The sequence below is a fragment of the Nocardiopsis sp. CNZ308 genome, assembly GCF_004217075.1.
In genome coordinates this window covers 2696907-2711665 of the sequence record NZ_SHKJ01000001.1, presented here as the reverse complement: position 1 = coordinate 2711665, position 14759 = coordinate 2696907, and the positions used below count along the sequence as shown (strand labels likewise).

At 72.7% G+C, this 14759-nt stretch carries 11 protein-coding genes; 9 read left to right on the top strand and 2 right to left on the bottom strand.

Annotated elements, in window-relative coordinates; genetic code table 11:
• Window positions 1-7 precede the first annotated feature (7 nt).
• From EV372_RS11780 to EV372_RS11760, 5 genes are all read left to right on the top strand, one after another.
• A complete protein-coding gene (locus EV372_RS11780) occupies window positions 8-1123 on the top strand; it encodes a winged helix DNA-binding domain-containing protein (RefSeq protein ID WP_130396030.1) in 1116 nt (371 codons plus the stop codon).
• Window positions 1124-1242: 119 nt separating this feature from the next.
• A complete protein-coding gene (locus EV372_RS11775; RefSeq protein WP_130396029.1) occupies window positions 1243-3192 on the top strand; it encodes a hypothetical protein in 1950 nt (649 codons plus the stop codon).
• A gap of 210 nt (window positions 3193-3402) precedes the next feature.
• Window positions 3403-4374, top strand: coding sequence for a VTT domain-containing protein (locus EV372_RS11770; RefSeq protein WP_130396028.1), 972 nt, complete (start codon window positions 3403-3405; stop codon window positions 4372-4374).
• A gap of 212 nt (window positions 4375-4586) precedes the next feature.
• Window positions 4587-5990, top strand: a complete 1404-nt coding sequence (gene lpdA / locus EV372_RS11765) for a dihydrolipoyl dehydrogenase (RefSeq protein WP_013156354.1) — start codon at window positions 4587-4589, stop codon at window positions 5988-5990.
• Between the two features lie 186 nt (window positions 5991-6176).
• On the top strand, window positions 6177-6890 hold the full coding sequence (locus EV372_RS11760) for a hypothetical protein (RefSeq protein WP_130396027.1): 714 nt from the start codon (window positions 6177-6179) through the stop codon (window positions 6888-6890).
• Window positions 6891-7099: 209 nt separating this feature from the next.
• Here EV372_RS11760 and EV372_RS11755 read toward each other — a convergent pair whose 3' ends face one another.
• Window positions 7100-8704: an OmpA family protein gene (locus tag EV372_RS11755; protein ID WP_130396026.1), complete on the bottom strand. Its 1605-nt coding sequence runs from the start codon at window positions 8702-8704 to the stop codon at window positions 7100-7102.
• A 361-nt stretch (window positions 8705-9065) separates the two neighbouring features.
• Between EV372_RS11755 and EV372_RS11750 the strand changes: the two genes are divergently transcribed.
• The 4 genes from EV372_RS11750 to EV372_RS11735 all read left to right on the top strand — a co-directional run bounded on the left by EV372_RS11750 (window position 9066) and on the right by EV372_RS11735 (window position 13023).
• A complete protein-coding gene (locus EV372_RS11750; protein ID WP_130396025.1) occupies window positions 9066-10703 on the top strand; it encodes a molybdopterin-dependent oxidoreductase in 1638 nt (545 codons plus the stop codon).
• Between the two features lie 76 nt (window positions 10704-10779).
• Window positions 10780-11424 carry a fasciclin domain-containing protein gene (locus tag EV372_RS11745; RefSeq protein ID WP_130396024.1) on the top strand — a complete coding sequence of 215 codons (645 nt, stop codon included), beginning with the start codon at window positions 10780-10782 and terminating at the stop codon, window positions 11422-11424.
• Window positions 11425-11674: 250 nt separating this feature from the next.
• Window positions 11675-12286 (top strand): sigma-70 family RNA polymerase sigma factor, encoded by a 612-nt coding sequence (locus tag EV372_RS11740; RefSeq protein ID WP_130396023.1) that lies wholly within the window; start codon window positions 11675-11677, stop codon window positions 12284-12286.
• Window positions 12283-13023: an anti-sigma factor gene (locus EV372_RS11735; protein ID WP_130396022.1), complete on the top strand. Its 741-nt coding sequence runs from the start codon at window positions 12283-12285 to the stop codon at window positions 13021-13023. Before EV372_RS11740 ends, EV372_RS11735 begins: the two co-directional genes overlap by 4 nt.
• A gap of 98 nt (window positions 13024-13121) precedes the next feature.
• On the opposite strand, the gene EV372_RS11730 is transcribed toward EV372_RS11735, so the two are convergent.
• The gene (locus EV372_RS11730) at window positions 13122-14414 is read right to left on the bottom strand and encodes an MFS transporter (RefSeq protein ID WP_130396021.1); all 1293 of its coding nucleotides are present in this window, start codon (window positions 14412-14414) and stop codon (window positions 13122-13124) included.
• Window positions 14415-14759: the final 345 nt, after the last annotated feature.

Sequence of the window (14759 nt, the reverse complement as noted above, 5' to 3'; positions counted from 1 at the left end):
CCGAGCGATGGCCGCCACCGACACCGTCCTCTCCCGGCGTGCGCTGGGCCGTGCCACCCTCGCCCGCCAGTTCCTCCTGCGGCGTGTGGACCGGCCGGTGACCGAGGTCGTCTCCCACCTGGCCGGCCTCCAGGCGCAGACCGCGCACACCTGGTACGTCGGACTCCAGAACCGGATCGAGGACCCCTCCCCCGAGGACGTCGGCCGCCAGCTCACCGAGGGCGAACTCGTCCGCGCCACCCTCATGCGCGGCACCCTGCACCTGGTCACCCCCGAGGACTTCCGCGCGCTGCGCCCCACGGTCCAACCCGTCATCGCCCGCGGCCTGGCGCACAGCGGCCACGGGAGGGCCCTCGCCGGGACCGGCCTGGACGCCGTGGTGGACGCCGGGCGCGCCCTGCTGGTGAAGGAGCCGCTCACCCCCGGCGAGCTGGGCGCGCGCCTGGCCGAGCGGTGGCCCGGGGTTCCCGGCGACGACCTGTCCTACGCGGTGCGCTCCCTGCTGCCCGTCGTCCAGATACCCCCGCGCGGGGTGTGGGGCTCCTCGGGACCGCCCGCGTTCGCCCCCGCCGACACCTGGACCGGGCTGGCCATGGACGCCGAGCCCGATCCGGAGGCGCTCGTGCTGCGCTACCTGGCCGCGTTCGGACCGGCCACCGTGAAGGACGTGCAGGCCTGGTCGGGGCTGACCCGGCTGCGCGCGGTGGTCGACCGCCTGCGCGAGCGCCTCGTGGTCCTGCGCGGAGAGGACGGTGCCGAGCTGTTCGACCTCCCCGACGCCCCGCGCCCCGGACCGGACGTCCCGGCGCCGGTCCGCTTCCTCTACGACTTCGACAACGTGCTGCGCGGCCACGCCGACCGCGGCCGGATACTCTCCGCCGAGGACCTGAAGCGGCTCGCCTCCCGCAACGGGATGCCGCCCGCCACGGTGCTCGTGGACGGCGAGGTGCGCGGCTCCTGGAAGGTGGTCCGCGCCAAGGGGACGGCGGCCGTGGAGGTGACGCCGTTCCGGCCGATCGGGGCCGCCGACCGCGAGGAGGCGGAGGCCGAGGGGCTGCGGCTGCTGGCCTTCCTGGCGCCGGAACGCGACGCGCACGAGGTCCGGTTCGCGTCGCCCGCCTGACCGCCGCACGTCCAGGCGGACACGGGCGGGTCCTCTCCGACGGGATCCTTTTCGGTGTCCGACATCGGCGCATGTGACCGGACCACGGACACTACGTGTAGGTATGGAAGGATTCACAGGTGACCGATGAGTTCCGTGCCGCGTTCCAACGCGTGCTCGACACCGCAGCCAGCCAGGCACCCGCGTTTCCGGCGGCCGTGCACGACGTGTTCCGGCTGTCCTCCCAGGTGCCCGTCGAAGAACTCGCCATCGCCATGGAGGCGCTGGCCCCGGTTCTGGGCGACAGCGAACCCGTCGCCGGGATCGCGGCCGACCTCGCCGTCCTGGCCGGCGCCCTCGTGGAGGCCGGAGCGCCCGCTGGACAGGTGGGGCTGGAGGTGCTGCGCCAGCTGGGAAGTTACGGTCAGGCCGCGGTGGCCTTCATGCACGCGTGGGACAAGACCGGCGGCGGACGGCTGCCCGCGCCCAACGACGTGTCGGCGGCCGACGAGCAGCGCGTCGAGGAGGTCCTCGGGGAGAACGCCCCGCTGGCCACCGTGGGCTGGTGGACGTCCCTGCGCTACGGGCTGGCAGCCAAGGCCATGCTGGGCGACCCCGGGGTGCGGGCGGCCGTGCGCGCCGACTCCAGCGCCCTGGAGGGGCTGACCCAGATCGTGCACGCGCTGTCCACGCAGCTCAGCGAGTTCGTCGAGGTGAACGAACTGCTGCGGATGGCGGAGGCGAGCACGCTCCTGGTGCTGGACCGGACCTCGCGCCGGGGCTTCCAGGTGCGCTTCGACGGGATCGGCGACAACTTCCAGCTGCACACGCTGCTCGCGGACGCGCTGATCGGCAAGGAGGGACGGCTGGTGCCCGGCACCCGGCCCGACCCCCGCTGGACCGCCGCGTGCCTGGACGCGCCGGTGGACCCGCTGGCGGACGTGGTGCGCGGCGAGTGGGACCTGGTCGGCGGCGACGGCACGTGGGTGGGCAACGAGGCCCTTCCCGGGGACATCCCGCTGGTCGACGGCACGCGGGTGCTGGTGCTGGAACCGCAGTCGCTCAGCCACTCCTGGCGCGCGGGGCGCAGGCACCCGCACATCCCGGGGTCGCTGGAGGTGCTGGAGGAGCTGCGCCACGAGGACGCGGCCGCGTGGTGGACGCGGATCCACATGGCCGGTTCGGTGCGCCATCCGATGGCGCCGCCGATCGAGCACGACGAGACCGGGACCCACCGGACGCAGGCGCCCCGCCACTTCGGTGTGGCCGCGCACTTCGCCGAGGTGGACTCGGGCCCGATGTCGGCCTCGTTCCGGTCGCTGGAACCGGAGGCCGATGACGACCCGCTTCCCGGCGGGACCGGTGCCGCGGCCGAGGAACCGCCGTCCCCGCCGGATCCGTGGGAGGCCCCGTCGCAGGACCGGGGCGGGCCCCCGGGGACCGAAGCGCCCGAACCGCACCCGTGGGCCGCCGACCCGCTGCCCTCCCGCACGCGTCCGGAACCGCCGGAGGCCCCCCGGGCCGGGGACCCGCTCCCGGACCCGCTCGCGGACCCCTTCTCGGACCCGCTCTCGGGTCCGAGGGAGCCCTGGCGGTCCGGAGGAACGGCGGAGGAACCGGACTCCTGGAGCACGGCGGAACCCGCGGAGCCGATGAGCGAATGGCGCAGCCCCGAGCACCCGGGCTTCCGGGCCCCCACGGAGGCCGACGAGAGCACGGACCGGGCCCGGCCCTGGCCCCTGGCGGCTTCGGAGAACTCCTGGAGCGCCGCGGAACCCGCGGAGCCGATGAGCGAATGGCGCGCTCCCGAGCCGCTGGACTCCCTGCCCCCCGTGGAACCCGAGGAGCACATGGGGCAGGCGGGCCGGACGGGCCCGGACCGGTCCTGGGACCCCGTGGCCCCGGAGGACCCGTTGGGCGCCTGGGGGCAGCCGGAGGACCGGGCGGAGGACCCGGCGGACTCCGGGGACCACGGCGACGACAGGCGCCCCGGCGCACGTCTGCTGCCGCCCATGCCGCCGGGCGTCTCGGACAGCTGGGCGTGGGCTCCGGGCTGGAAGTGGCCCGCGCCTCCCGGTTCGTCCGACTGAGGGACGGCCCGCGGCGCCGGTGAGGGCGTTCCCGGCCGCGGACCGGGTGGCGGTCACGGGTCCGGGACACGTGCTCGGGACCGCCGGCCCGGGCCACGCCCCGGTACCGCCGTATGACAGGTGTCATGCCGCGACACAGGCGGCTCTCACACCGACCCGGTGACTCCTGCGTCTGGGGGCGGGCCTCCCGGGTCGGCCAAGCTTGGGGGTATGACGACGTTGAACAGCGACCGCCCCGGCACCGACGCCGAGTCCGGAGCCGGAACAGGATCCGGGTCCGGAACCGTGTCCGCGTCCGGGACCGCGCCCGCCGGTGAGGACTCCCCGCGCGCGGACCGCGCACCCCTGTCCGCGGAGGAGCGCAAGGCCGCCGAGAGGGAGGCGCAGAAGGAGGAGGCCCGGGCCGCCCTGCGCGCGATCAAGCCCTGGGAGGGCAGGGCGACCCGGCAGGACAAGGCGCTGATGGCCGCCTTCGTCGGCGTTCCCCTCTTCTTCATGGCCCTGACGCCGCTCAAGCCCTTCCTGATCGCCCACCACCCGGTCCTGCTGGAGTTCGTCACCGGCAGCAACGCGGCGATCGGCGCGGCCGCGGCGTTCGCGCGGATCGGGGAGATCCCCCTGTGGCTCGTCGTGGTCGCGGGCGTCGTCGGCAAGGTGAAGATCGACTGGCTGTTCTGGTGGGTCGGCAGGCGCTGGGGCCGAGGTTTCGTCAACCTCATCGCGCCGGGCGACAGGGCGCAGCGCTTCGCCGACCGGGCGCAGGACATGAACCCGTGGATCATGCCGGTCGCGCTCATCCTCAGCTACCTGCCGGGCATCCCCACCGTGTTCGTCCTCGTCATCGCGGGCTGGACCGGGATGCGCCTGGTGCCCTTCCTCCTGCTGGACGCCCTCGGGGCCCTGGTCCTCACCGCGTCCGTGGCCTCCGTCGGCTACGCGGCGGGCCAGACCGGGGTCGACATCGTCCTGCTGGTCGACAGGTACGCCCTCTGGTTCACCCTGGCCATCGTCGTCGTCATGGCCTTCGTCCCCGTGTTCAAGCAGAACCGCGCGCAGAAGAGGGCCAAGGCCGCGGAGGAGGCCAAGGCCGTAGAGGAGGCCGGGACCGCGGAGGAGGCCGAGGCCGCTGACGGGGCCGGAGCGGCGCAGGATGACGAGAGGGCGCGGGACCCGCGGGGCTGACACCGCGGGACCGGCACCGCGGAGCGGGACCTCCCGCCGCCGAACGCGCGCGATCCGCCGCGACCAGGCGCTTCCACGGAAAGTACCGTGAAGGAAGCGGCTGGTCACCCACGCGCCGGGGGCACCCGACTAGGCTGGCGTTCGGCAATCCGACAACCCGGGCAAGCCGACTGCGCTGGGTGCGTCACAAACACACTCAAGGAGATCCCGTCATGGGACAGCGACACTTCGATCTGGTGGTTCTCGGCGCGGGCCCCGGCGGCTACGTGACCGCCATCCGCGCCGCCCAGCTCGGACTGAAGACCGCCGTCATCGAGGAGAAGTACTGGGGCGGGGTCTGCCTCAACGTGGGCTGCATCCCCTCCAAGGCGCTGCTGCGCAACGCCGAACTCGCCCACCTGTTCCAGAACGAGGCCGACTTCTTCGGCATCAAGGTCGACGGCAAGGTGGAGTTCGACTTCGGCAAGGCGCACAGCCGCAGCCGCGAGGTGGCGGACGGCCGGGTCAAGGGCGTCCACTACCTGATGAAGAAGAACAAGATCACCGAGCTGAACGGCCGGGGCACCTTCACCGACGACCACACCGTCGAGGTCAGCGGTGAGGACGGCGCCACCGAGACCGTCACCTTCGACCACGCGGTGATCGCGGCGGGCTCCTCCACCAAGCTGCTCCCCGGCACCGAGCTGTCCGAGCGGGTCGTCACCTACGAGGAGCAGATCCTCACCGACACCCTGCCGGAGAGCATCGTCATCGCCGGCGCGGGCGCCATCGGCGTCGAGTTCGCCTACGTCCTGGCCAACTACGGCGTGGACGTGACGATCGTGGAGTTCCTCGACCGCCTCGTGCCCACCGAGGACGAGGAGGTCTCCAAGGAACTGGGCCGCGCCTACAAGAAGCTGGGCGTCAAGGTGATGACCTCCACCCGGGTGGAGTCGGTCGAGGACACCGGCGAGGGCGTGCGCGTCACCGTCAGCGGCGGCGGCAAGGAGCAGACCCTGGAGGCCGACAAGCTCCTCCAGGCCATCGGCTTCGCCCCCAACGTGGAGGGCTACGGCCTGGAGAAGACCGGCGTGGAGCTGACCGACCGGGGCGCGATCGGCATCGACTCCCGGGGGCGCACCAACGTCCCGCACATCTTCGCGATCGGCGACGTCACCGCCAAGCTGATGCTGGCCCACACCGCCGAGGCCATGGGCATCGTCGCCGCGGAGACCATCGCGGGCGCCGAGACCCAGGAGATCGACTACCGGTTCATCCCGCGCGCCACCTACTGCCAGCCGCAGATCGCCAGCTTCGGCTACAGCGAGAAGGAGGCCCGGGAGGCGGGCTTCGACGTCCAGGTCGCCAAGTTCCCGTTCATGGCCAACGGCAAGGCGCACGGCCTCGGGGACACGCGCGGTTTCGTCAAGATCCTCTCCGACGGCAAGTACGGGGAGTTCCTCGGCGCGCACATGATCGGCCCGGACGTGACCGAGCTGCTGCCCGAGCTGACCCTGGCCCAGCAGTGGGACCTGACAGTGCACGAGGTGGCGCGCAACATCCACGCGCACCCCACGCTCAGCGAGGCGGTCAAGGAGGCCGTGCACGGCCTGGCCGGTCACATGATCAACATGTGACGCACCGGCGCCCTCGGCCCCGCCGCCCCGGGAGGGCGGCGGGGCCGCGCCGTACCCGCGAAGGCGGCGTCCGTCGGAGGCGGACGGCGACCCCTGCCGCGGGCGCTCCGCGGACTTGCTAAGTTTCGTGTGTCCCCGCCGGATCCCCACCCCGAACTCCGGTGCTCCCCCGACCGAAAGCCATCCATGCGCCTGATCCCGTCCACTCCCCTGTCGTGCCTGGGCACGGCCGCCGCCGTCGCCGTCGTCGGCGGGTTCGCCCTCGTCGGCTTCGGCGTGATCGACCTCGACGAGTTCGAGATGGACCTGTCCTTCGGAGACGGCGTGGACCTGCCCTTCGGGGACGGTGAGGAGGCGCCGGAACAGGAGGCCGGGGCCTCGCCCGGCCCCGAGGAGGAACAGCCGGAGCAGGCCGCGCCGGAGTACGGGCTGCCCGAGTCGTGCGCTGCCGCCGGCGCCGCGGAGGTGGTCGGCGAGCTGGCCCCGGGGCAGGTGCTCACCGAGGAGGTCGGTGAGGTGGAGGGAGTCGACGGCGCCGAGCAGGTCGTGTGCTCGTTCAGCGACGGGAGCACCGGACCCGGCGCCTCCTCGTTCACGCTGGTGTTCACCCTCAACGCCGACCCGAGCGCCAACCCGGACGTGGTGCGGGTGCCCGGGGAGCAGGAGCAGATGAACTGGGAGGTGGACATCGACGTGGACGTGGACACCTACCACACCGAGGAGTCCGACTCCCTGGGCGGCGACCTGGAGTACGTGGGCACCGTGGACGGCTCCAGCCGCCACCTGTACCTGGCGCTGCCCGACGAGCTGTACGTCACCGCCATCGCCTACGGCGAGGAGGTGCCGCGCGAGGACCTGGAGCGGGTGGTCATGCTGGCCGCCGAGCGCATCCGGGGCTGATCCGCGACGCGAACGACCGAGGGGGCCGCCGATCGGCGGCCCCCTCGTGTGTGAGAGCGGTCCCGGTGGCCCCCGGGGATGGCCCGAAGGGTTCGCGCCCGGTGCTCCTCGCCAGGGCCTCGTCGTGCCTGTGGCGGTCCCGGAACGCTGACACCGGCCGGGACGGGGTCAGCCCCACACCCACACCGGCGGCAGTTCCGGCCAGCCCGCTAGTACTCCACGGGGATCTCCTCGAACTCACCGAACGGGCCCGCCCGCAGGGTCAGCTCCTCCACGTCCACCGGCGGCGCGGGGAAGACCGCGACCAGGCTGTAGGTGTTGTCGGGCTGGAGCATGTGGACCTCCTCGGCGAAACTGCTGTAGCGCCCCTCGCCGAAGTCCATCTGGGCCACGTAGCGGACCAGGCCGCTCTCCGGCTCCAGCAGCTGGAAACCTCCGAGCGTGCCCTTGTTGAACTGCTCTGGGCCGCCCGCCTGGACGGCCTCCTGCCCGCCCATGTCGGGCATGGTCGGCTCGTCGGTGGTGTTGGTCAGCGCCACGGTGCCGATGACGTACGCGCCGTCGCGGCGCAGCGGGTAGACCTCCAGGCGCACCCCGTCCAGCTCGCCCTCGGCCACCACGGACCCCGGGTCGTCGTCGTAGGGCGCGGGCCAGGTGACGTTGCGCTGGGCCGCGCCCAGGGCGTCGTCGTCGTACTCCTCTTCCTCCGTGGTCTCCACGGTGGTGTTGAAGACGTAGGAGAACTCCACCCGCCGGTTGCGCGCCCGCGCCTCGTCGTCGTCGGGGCCGCCCTCGCGGGCGATCGGCTCGTGCTCGCCGCGGCCCTCCACCTCAAGGGTGTAGTCGGTGCCCAGCTCCTCGGCGAGCAGGTCGCGCACGCTCTCGGCCCTCTGCACCGACAGGTTGTCGTTGTAGGCGTCGTCGCCGATGCTGTCGGTGTGGCCGATGACGGTGATGACGGGCTCGTCGGGATCGACGTTGCGGGCCAGGCTGGTGGCCGCGCGGCGCACCACGTCCTCGGCCTCGGAGGTCAGGTCCGAGCGGTCGAACTCGAACATGACGTCGGAGTGCAGGGAGATGATCTCCCGGTCGCCGTCGCGGGTGGTGGAGGCGATCTCGGAGTCCACGAAGCTCTGCACCCAGCCCTCGTCGGCCACGGCGTCCGCGTCCGGGCGGCGGTTGGCGAAGGTGAGGTTCTCCCCGCTCGGCGGCGGGTCGTCCGGGGTGAGGTGGTCGGCCCCGTTGGGGTCCTGCGGGTCGGCCCGCTCCTCCTCCACGTCCACGACCGGGATGCCGGTCATGGCCCCGAGTCCGCTGCCGACGAACGTGACCTGCCGGACCTCGTCGGGCAGGCGCGGGAAGTAGCGCACGTACTCGTTGGCGACCCCGTCGTGGACCGGGTAGAGGCCGTCCTGGTTGGGGCTCTCGGAACCGTACTTGAGGCCCTCCTCGTCCAGGAACTGCCGGTAGACGCGGCCGGTGAGCGGATCGACGAGGGTGTGGGCCATGCTCATGTTCCGGTTGGGCCCGGTGAACTCGTCGAGGTAGGTGACCTCGTAGTACATGACGGTGTAGTCGTCGGTGCGCTCCAGGCCGGTGACGGCGAAGCGCATCTCGTTGTCCCGGCCGGTGTCCTGGAAGATGCGGCCCTCACGGACGTAGGGGAACTCCTCCCTGACCTCGGGCGGGCCCGACGCGTTTCCGAAGGTCTCGGACCACCAGTCGGACACCCCCTCGGTGACCGTACAGCCGCTGAGCAGGAGGCTGCCCGAGACCGCCAGCGCGACCAGGGGTAGGGGCGACTTCCTCGCCATGTGGGGGAACTCCGATCGTTGAGGAGACGTACGGGCAACATCCTCCTGTACCCGCGAGGCGGAACCGACCACCCTGCCCTCTGTTGGAGGGTTACGTCCGCTTGGCGGCCGGTGCCCGGTGCGGGGCGATCCGGTCGGCGCGAAAGCCCCGGGCGGGACCCGGACGGGCCTCGAACGGGTTCCGGGAGCGGGGCCCGGGGGAGCCCCGGACAAGCGGTGGGGACGCCCCGGACGGGTGGCGGGCAACGGGCGGCGCTCCGGCGGCCGCCGACTGCCCCACGTCACCGCAGGTCACGGGCTTTCTCGCGCGGTCCGAAAAAAATTCCGCGGAAACACCCATCCGCCCCCGCGTCGGCCCCGAATGACCGACGTGACCACCGAGACACGCGGGAACACCCCGCCACGCGACAGGCGACGGGTCGTCGTCGGATCAGTCCTGGGGCTGCTCACTGTCGGCGCCTCACTGGGCACCGCCGAACTGGCCGCAGGACTGCTCCGCACCGTGTCTCCGGTGATCGCCGTCGGCGACACGGTCGTCGACATCACACCGCCCTCCCTGGTGGAGGCGGCGATCGACCTGCTGGGCAGAGCCGACAAGGTCGTGCTCGTGGCCGGGGTCATCGTCGTCCTCCTGGGTGTCGGGGCCGTACTCGGCACGGCGTCGCTCCGGCGGCCCGTCGCCGGGTACACGGGGTTGGCGGTGTTCACCGCGGTCGGGCTGGCCGCCGTGCTTCCGCACCGCTCCGACGACCCGGGCGCCCCGGTGCCCGTGCTCGTCGGGGCGGTCGCGGGGGCTCTGGCCCTGGCGCTCCTGGTGCGCGGCGCGCGCGGGACGCTCCGGCCCGAGGCGGACTCCGGGCCACCGGGGGTGGGCGGTCCGAGGACACCGGCGGGTGCGGAGGAGGCTCCTCCCGAGGCCGGACCGGACCGGGGCCCGGGCAGACGCGGTTTCGTGCTGACCGCGGCGGGCGTCCTGGCCGTGTCCGGAACCGCCGGTGTCCTCGGACGCCTGCTGCCGACCCTCGGCGGAGGCGCGGGCTCGCGCTCCGCCCTCGCCCTTCCCGCGGCGGCGAACCCGCTGCCGCCGCTGCCCGCCGCGACCGAACTGGGCGTTCCGGGGCTGACCCCCTTCACCACGCCCAACCGGGAGTTCTACCGGATCGACACCGCCCTGACCATTCCCCGGCTGGACTCCACCCGGTGGACGCTGAGGGTGCACGGGATGGTGGACCGCCCCTTCGAGATCGACATGGACGAACTGCTCGCCGAGGAGCTCGTCGAGGCCGACATCACCATGACGTGCGTGTCGAACCAGGTCGGCGGCGACCTCGCGGGCAACACCCGCTGGCTGGGCTTCCCCCTGGCCGACCTGCTGCGGCGCGCGGGCGTGCGGTCCGGCGCGGACCAGATCCTCAGCACCTCCGACGACGGCTGGACCTGCGGCACGCCGACCGAGGTCGTCATGGACGGCCGCGACGCGCTCCTGGCCGTGGGCATGAACGGAGAACCCCTCCCCCACGTGCACGGCTACCCGGCGCGCATGGTCGTCCCAGGCCTCTACGGGTTCGTCAGCGCCACCAAGTGGGTCACCGACGTCAAGCTGACCCGCTTCGCCGACGAGCAGGCCTACTGGGCGCAGCGCGGCTGGGCCGTGCGCGCCCCCGTCAAGGCCATGTCCCGCGTGGACGTGCCCGCGCCCCTGAGCCGGGTGGACGCCGGAGAGGTCGTCCTGGCCGGAGTGGCCTGGGCGCAGCACCGCGGGATCGACGCCGTGGAGGTGCGCGTGGACGAGGGCGGGTGGCAGAGGGCCGAACTCGCCGAGGTCCCCGGCATCGACACCTGGGTCCAGTGGGTGGCCGAGACCACCGTCGAACCCGGCCAGCACTCCGTGGAGGTCCGGGCCACCGACGCCACCGGGTTCACCCAGCCCGCCGAACGGGCGGACCCCGTGCCCGACGGCGCCACCGGCTGGCACGGGATCCGGTTCACCGCCGAGTAGACGTACCCCTCGACCAACACCGCCGCAAGTCGGTGACGTGAGCAAACAGAAGTTAACCAAGTTGAAGGAGCGAACAATGATCCGCAAGAGCAGCCTCACCATCACGGCCGCCGCCGCGCTCGCCTTCGGTCTGACCGCCTGTGGCGGCGACATGAGTGGCGAGGAGGAGGCCGCCGAGGAGACCCCCGCCGCGACCGAGTCCGAGAGCGGCGGCGTGGACGGCGAGGAGGGCGCCACCGAGATGGCGGGCGAGAACTTCGGTTCCGGCTGCGCCGAGGTGCCCGCCGACGGCGAGGGCAGCTTCGAGGGCATGGCGGACGACCCGGTCGCCACCGCCGCGTCCAACAACCCGGTGCTGTCCACGCTGGTGACGGCCGTGACCGAGGCGGACCTGGTGGACACGCTCAACTCGGCCGAGGACATCACGGTCTTCGCCCCGGCCGACCCCGCGTTCGAGGCGATCCCGCAGGAGGACCTCGACGCGCTGCTGGCCGACCAGGAGCAGCTGACCGAGGTGCTGACCTACCACGTGGTCGAGGGCCGCCAGACCCCGGCCGACCTGGAGGACGGCACGTTCACCTCGCTCCAGGGCGGAGAGGTCACCACCGAGGGCTCCGGCGAGGAGTTCACGGTGAACGGCGAGGCGGCCGTCATCTGCGGCAACGTGCAGACCGCCAACGCCACGGTGTACATCGTCGACGGCGTGCTGATGCCCGCCTGACGGCCTCCGGCACGGTGCGGCCCCCGGGCGGTCCCAGCGTTGGCGCCGGGCCGTCCGGGACCGCCACCGCACCCGCGCCCGGCGGGGCTCCGTGGTGTCCACGGAGCCCCGCCGGGCGCACTACGGAAGAACAGCCGAACGGTACGGCTGACGTGCGACTCTGAAGGAGTCGGGATCCTTCGGGGCACACCCGGGCCCGCCCGGCGCACGGACGAGGCGAGCAGCGCAGGACCACCAGGAAGAGGAGCGGATGGACGAGCACGCCGCGATGCCCCGGGGCCCCCGCGGGGCGGAGGCGGAGCCGCCGGTTCCGCCGGCCCAGCGGCTCACGGAGCTGCTCCGCCAGGTGGCCCGGGGTGAGGAGAGCGCGTTCGGCGAGGTGTACGACCTGGTCATCCCGTCGGTGTACGGGCTCGTCCGCCGTGTGCTGCGCGACCCCGCCCAGTCCGAGGAGGTCGCCCAGGAGGTGATGGTGGAGGTGTGGCGCACCGCCTGCCGTTACGACGAGCGGCGCGGCAGCCCCCAGGCCTGGGTGATGACGCTCGCGCACCGCCGGGCGGTGGACCGGGTGCGCTCCGAGCAGGCCGCCACCGACCGGGAGGCCAGGGTGGCGGCGGCGAACACGCAGCGCCCCTACGACGAGGTGGCCGAGGAGGCCACGAACCGCCTGGAGCGCGAGCGGGTGCGCCGCTGTCTGGAGACCCTGACCGAACTCCAGGGCCAGTCCGTGCGTCTGGCCTACTACGGCGGATACACCTATCGTGAGGTGGCCCGCCTGCTCTCGACGCCGTTGGGAACCGTGAAGACGCGGATGCGCGACGGCCTGATCCGGCTGCGGGACTGCTTGGGGGTGGAGTGGTGAGGAGGACACTGGGCCAGGACCCGCACATCCTCTCGGGGGCCTACGCCCTGGGCGCCCTGTCGCCGAGTGAGAGCGTGCGGTTCGAGGACCACCTGGCCGAATGCGACTCCTGTGTGCAGGAGACGCGCGGTTTCACCGAAACCGTCGCGCTCCTGGGCACCGCGGCCGCCGGTACGCCGCCCGACGAACTGCGCGAGCGCGTGCTGGAGGAGGTAGCGCGCACCCGCCAGCTCGCCCCCGCTCCCGAACGCCTGCCGGTGCCGCGTCCGGGGCGCTGGACCCGGGGCCTGGGACTGGTGCTGGCCGCCTGCCTGGCCGTCATGGTCGCGCTGGGCGCGGTCGTCATGGACCAGGTGCGCCAGGTGCGGGACCTGCGGGAGAACGAGCGGCAGATCGCGGCGGTGCTCTCCGACCCGAACGCCGACCACACCACGGCCCAGCCCATGGAGGGCGTGTCCGTGACGGTGGTGCACTCCGAGAGCAGCGGACGGCTGGTGTTCAGCGCCCACGGACTGGAGCGGCTGGAGGGCGAGGACTACCAGCTCTGGCTGACCCGTGACGACGGCAGCGTCTACTCGGCCGGGGTGCTCTCCGTGGACGAGTCGGGCTTCGTGCTCCCGGTGCTGGCCGCGCCGCGGGACGAGGCGACCGGGGGCGTGGCCGTCACCGTCGAGCCCGAGGGCGGCTCCGAGCAGCCCACCTCCGATCCGCTCATGGCGATGCCCTTCGAGGGCTGAGGGCCTGTCGCCGTTCGGTTCCCGGCCGGGCGGCGGTCCGGACACCCGACCGGCCGTGGCCTGACCGCTCGGCCCCTTCGGGGGGGGCGGGGCCGCGGTCAGGCCACGGCCACCTCCTCGGGCCGGGGCAGGTCGCGCATGACCGGGGAGAGGCTGAACAGGGCGGCGAGCGCCGAGACCAGCGCCATCGTCAGGAACACCCAGGCGGGTCCGGCGTGGTCGAAGATCACCCCGATGCCGAGGATGCCCACCGGCTGCGACACCAGCGCCATGAACGTGACGGCGCCCAGGACGCGGCCCTGGTAGCGGTCGCTGACCGACACCGCGACGTAACCGTGGAACACGGCGTTCACGCAGGGCACGATGGCGAACACGCAGCCCACCAGCGCCCCGAGGAACATCACGTTGGGCGCGAACAGCAGCCCCAGAGCGCACACCGGGGCGGCCCAGGCCGCGACCAGGAAGATGGCCGAGGGCCTCACCCGCCTGACGACCGCCCCGGCGCAGAACGCGCCGAGCAGGCCGCCGGATCCGGCCAGGGAGACGGTCAGCCCGATCTGGAGGTGGCTGGCGCCCTGGCTCTGGGCGGTCGCGATGAGGGCCAGGAAGGCGCCCGTCTGTGTGTAGGTGAGGTTGAACCCGACGATCCACGCGATCATCGGCCGCAGGATCGGGTGCCTGGCCAGCACGGTGAACCCGCTGACCGCCTCGCGCGGGGTCCACGGTCCGCGCACGTCGGTCGGGTGGGCCTGCATGGGGCGGCGGATGAGCAGCACCAGGGCCGCCGACACCAGGTAGGCGAGGGCCTCGGCGGCGAAGGGGAAGGCCCGGCCCACGCCGAACAGGGTTCCGGCGAAGGGTCCGCCGAGGGCGGTGGTGCTGAAGAGGCGGATCTGGTTCTGGGCGGAGGCCTCGGCCATCTGCGAGGCCGGGACCAGCTGCTTGACGGAGGCCATCGCGACGGGGTTGGAGACGCCCATCAGCGCGGCGGAGCCGACCGCGACGCCCACGATGACGGTGAACGTGACGTTCCCGGTGAGCAGGAGAACGGTGAAGAGGGAGAGCAGCGCGAGCCGTCCGAGGTCGCAGCACAGCAGCACCGTGCGGCGGTTGGCCCGGTCGGCGAGCGAACCGCCGAGGACGGCGGTGATCATGGCCGTGGTGACCTGGGCCGCTCCGATGACGCCCGCCTGCGCCGCCGATTCCGCGAGGAGGAGTGCGAGGAGGGGGTAGGCGATCTCGCCGCTCTCCTTGCCCAGTCCCGCCAGGAACCGGCTGGTCCAGAGCACCTGGAAGTCGCGGTTGCGGGTGAGGGGGACGAGCTGTTGCGCGCTGCGGACCGGCGGGGTCTGGCCGGGGGGCCGGGACGGGCGGTCCTGTTCCGCCGTCATCGCGATCGTCTGCCCCGTCCGCGGGCCCGCGCGGCGGGCCTGTCGGGGGGTGTGGTTCTCATTTCGCAATTATGCGCGCATTGCCCGCATTAGTGAGCTTTGTTGGTTCTGTACTCCGCACGGTAGAGAACACCTGGAAAATCCACTCCGGGAGTGGTGTAGCTCCCGCGTCACGCAAGGGTGTTTTGGGGCGCGTGTGGCTGCCTTCTCGACTTCCCACATGCCCTGAGCAGGGAAAACGTGGATTCCGTGTCAGTTCGAGCCGGGATGGGCTGGTACGTGGCGGGAGTGGGAAGTGGAATGCGTCGGGTTCTGTGCGAAAGGTGAGTTGGCTGGGATGAACGG

What these genes read in the sequence shown, in the direction of transcription:
- EV372_RS11780 (WP_130396030.1), top strand. Translation starts at nt 8, where the DNA reads ATGGCCGCCACCGACACCGTCCTCTCCCGGCGTGCGCTGGGCCGTGCC.
- EV372_RS11770 (WP_130396028.1), top strand. Translation starts at nt 3,403, where the DNA reads ATGACGACGTTGAACAGCGACCGCCCCGGCACCGACGCCGAGTCCGGA.
- lpdA (WP_013156354.1), top strand. Translation starts at nt 4,587, where the DNA reads ATGGGACAGCGACACTTCGATCTGGTGGTTCTCGGCGCGGGCCCCGGC.
- EV372_RS11760 (WP_130396027.1), top strand. Translation starts at nt 6,177, where the DNA reads ATGCGCCTGATCCCGTCCACTCCCCTGTCGTGCCTGGGCACGGCCGCC.
- EV372_RS11755 (WP_130396026.1), bottom strand. Translation starts at nt 8,704, where the DNA reads ATGGCGAGGAAGTCGCCCCTACCCCTGGTCGCGCTGGCGGTCTCGGGC.
- EV372_RS11750 (WP_130396025.1), top strand. Translation starts at nt 9,066, where the DNA reads ATGACCGACGTGACCACCGAGACACGCGGGAACACCCCGCCACGCGAC.
- EV372_RS11745 (WP_130396024.1), top strand. Translation starts at nt 10,780, where the DNA reads ATGATCCGCAAGAGCAGCCTCACCATCACGGCCGCCGCCGCGCTCGCC.
- EV372_RS11740 (WP_130396023.1), top strand. Translation starts at nt 11,675, where the DNA reads ATGGACGAGCACGCCGCGATGCCCCGGGGCCCCCGCGGGGCGGAGGCG.
- EV372_RS11730 (WP_130396021.1), bottom strand. Translation starts at nt 14,414, where the DNA reads ATGACGGCGGAACAGGACCGCCCGTCCCGGCCCCCCGGCCAGACCCCG.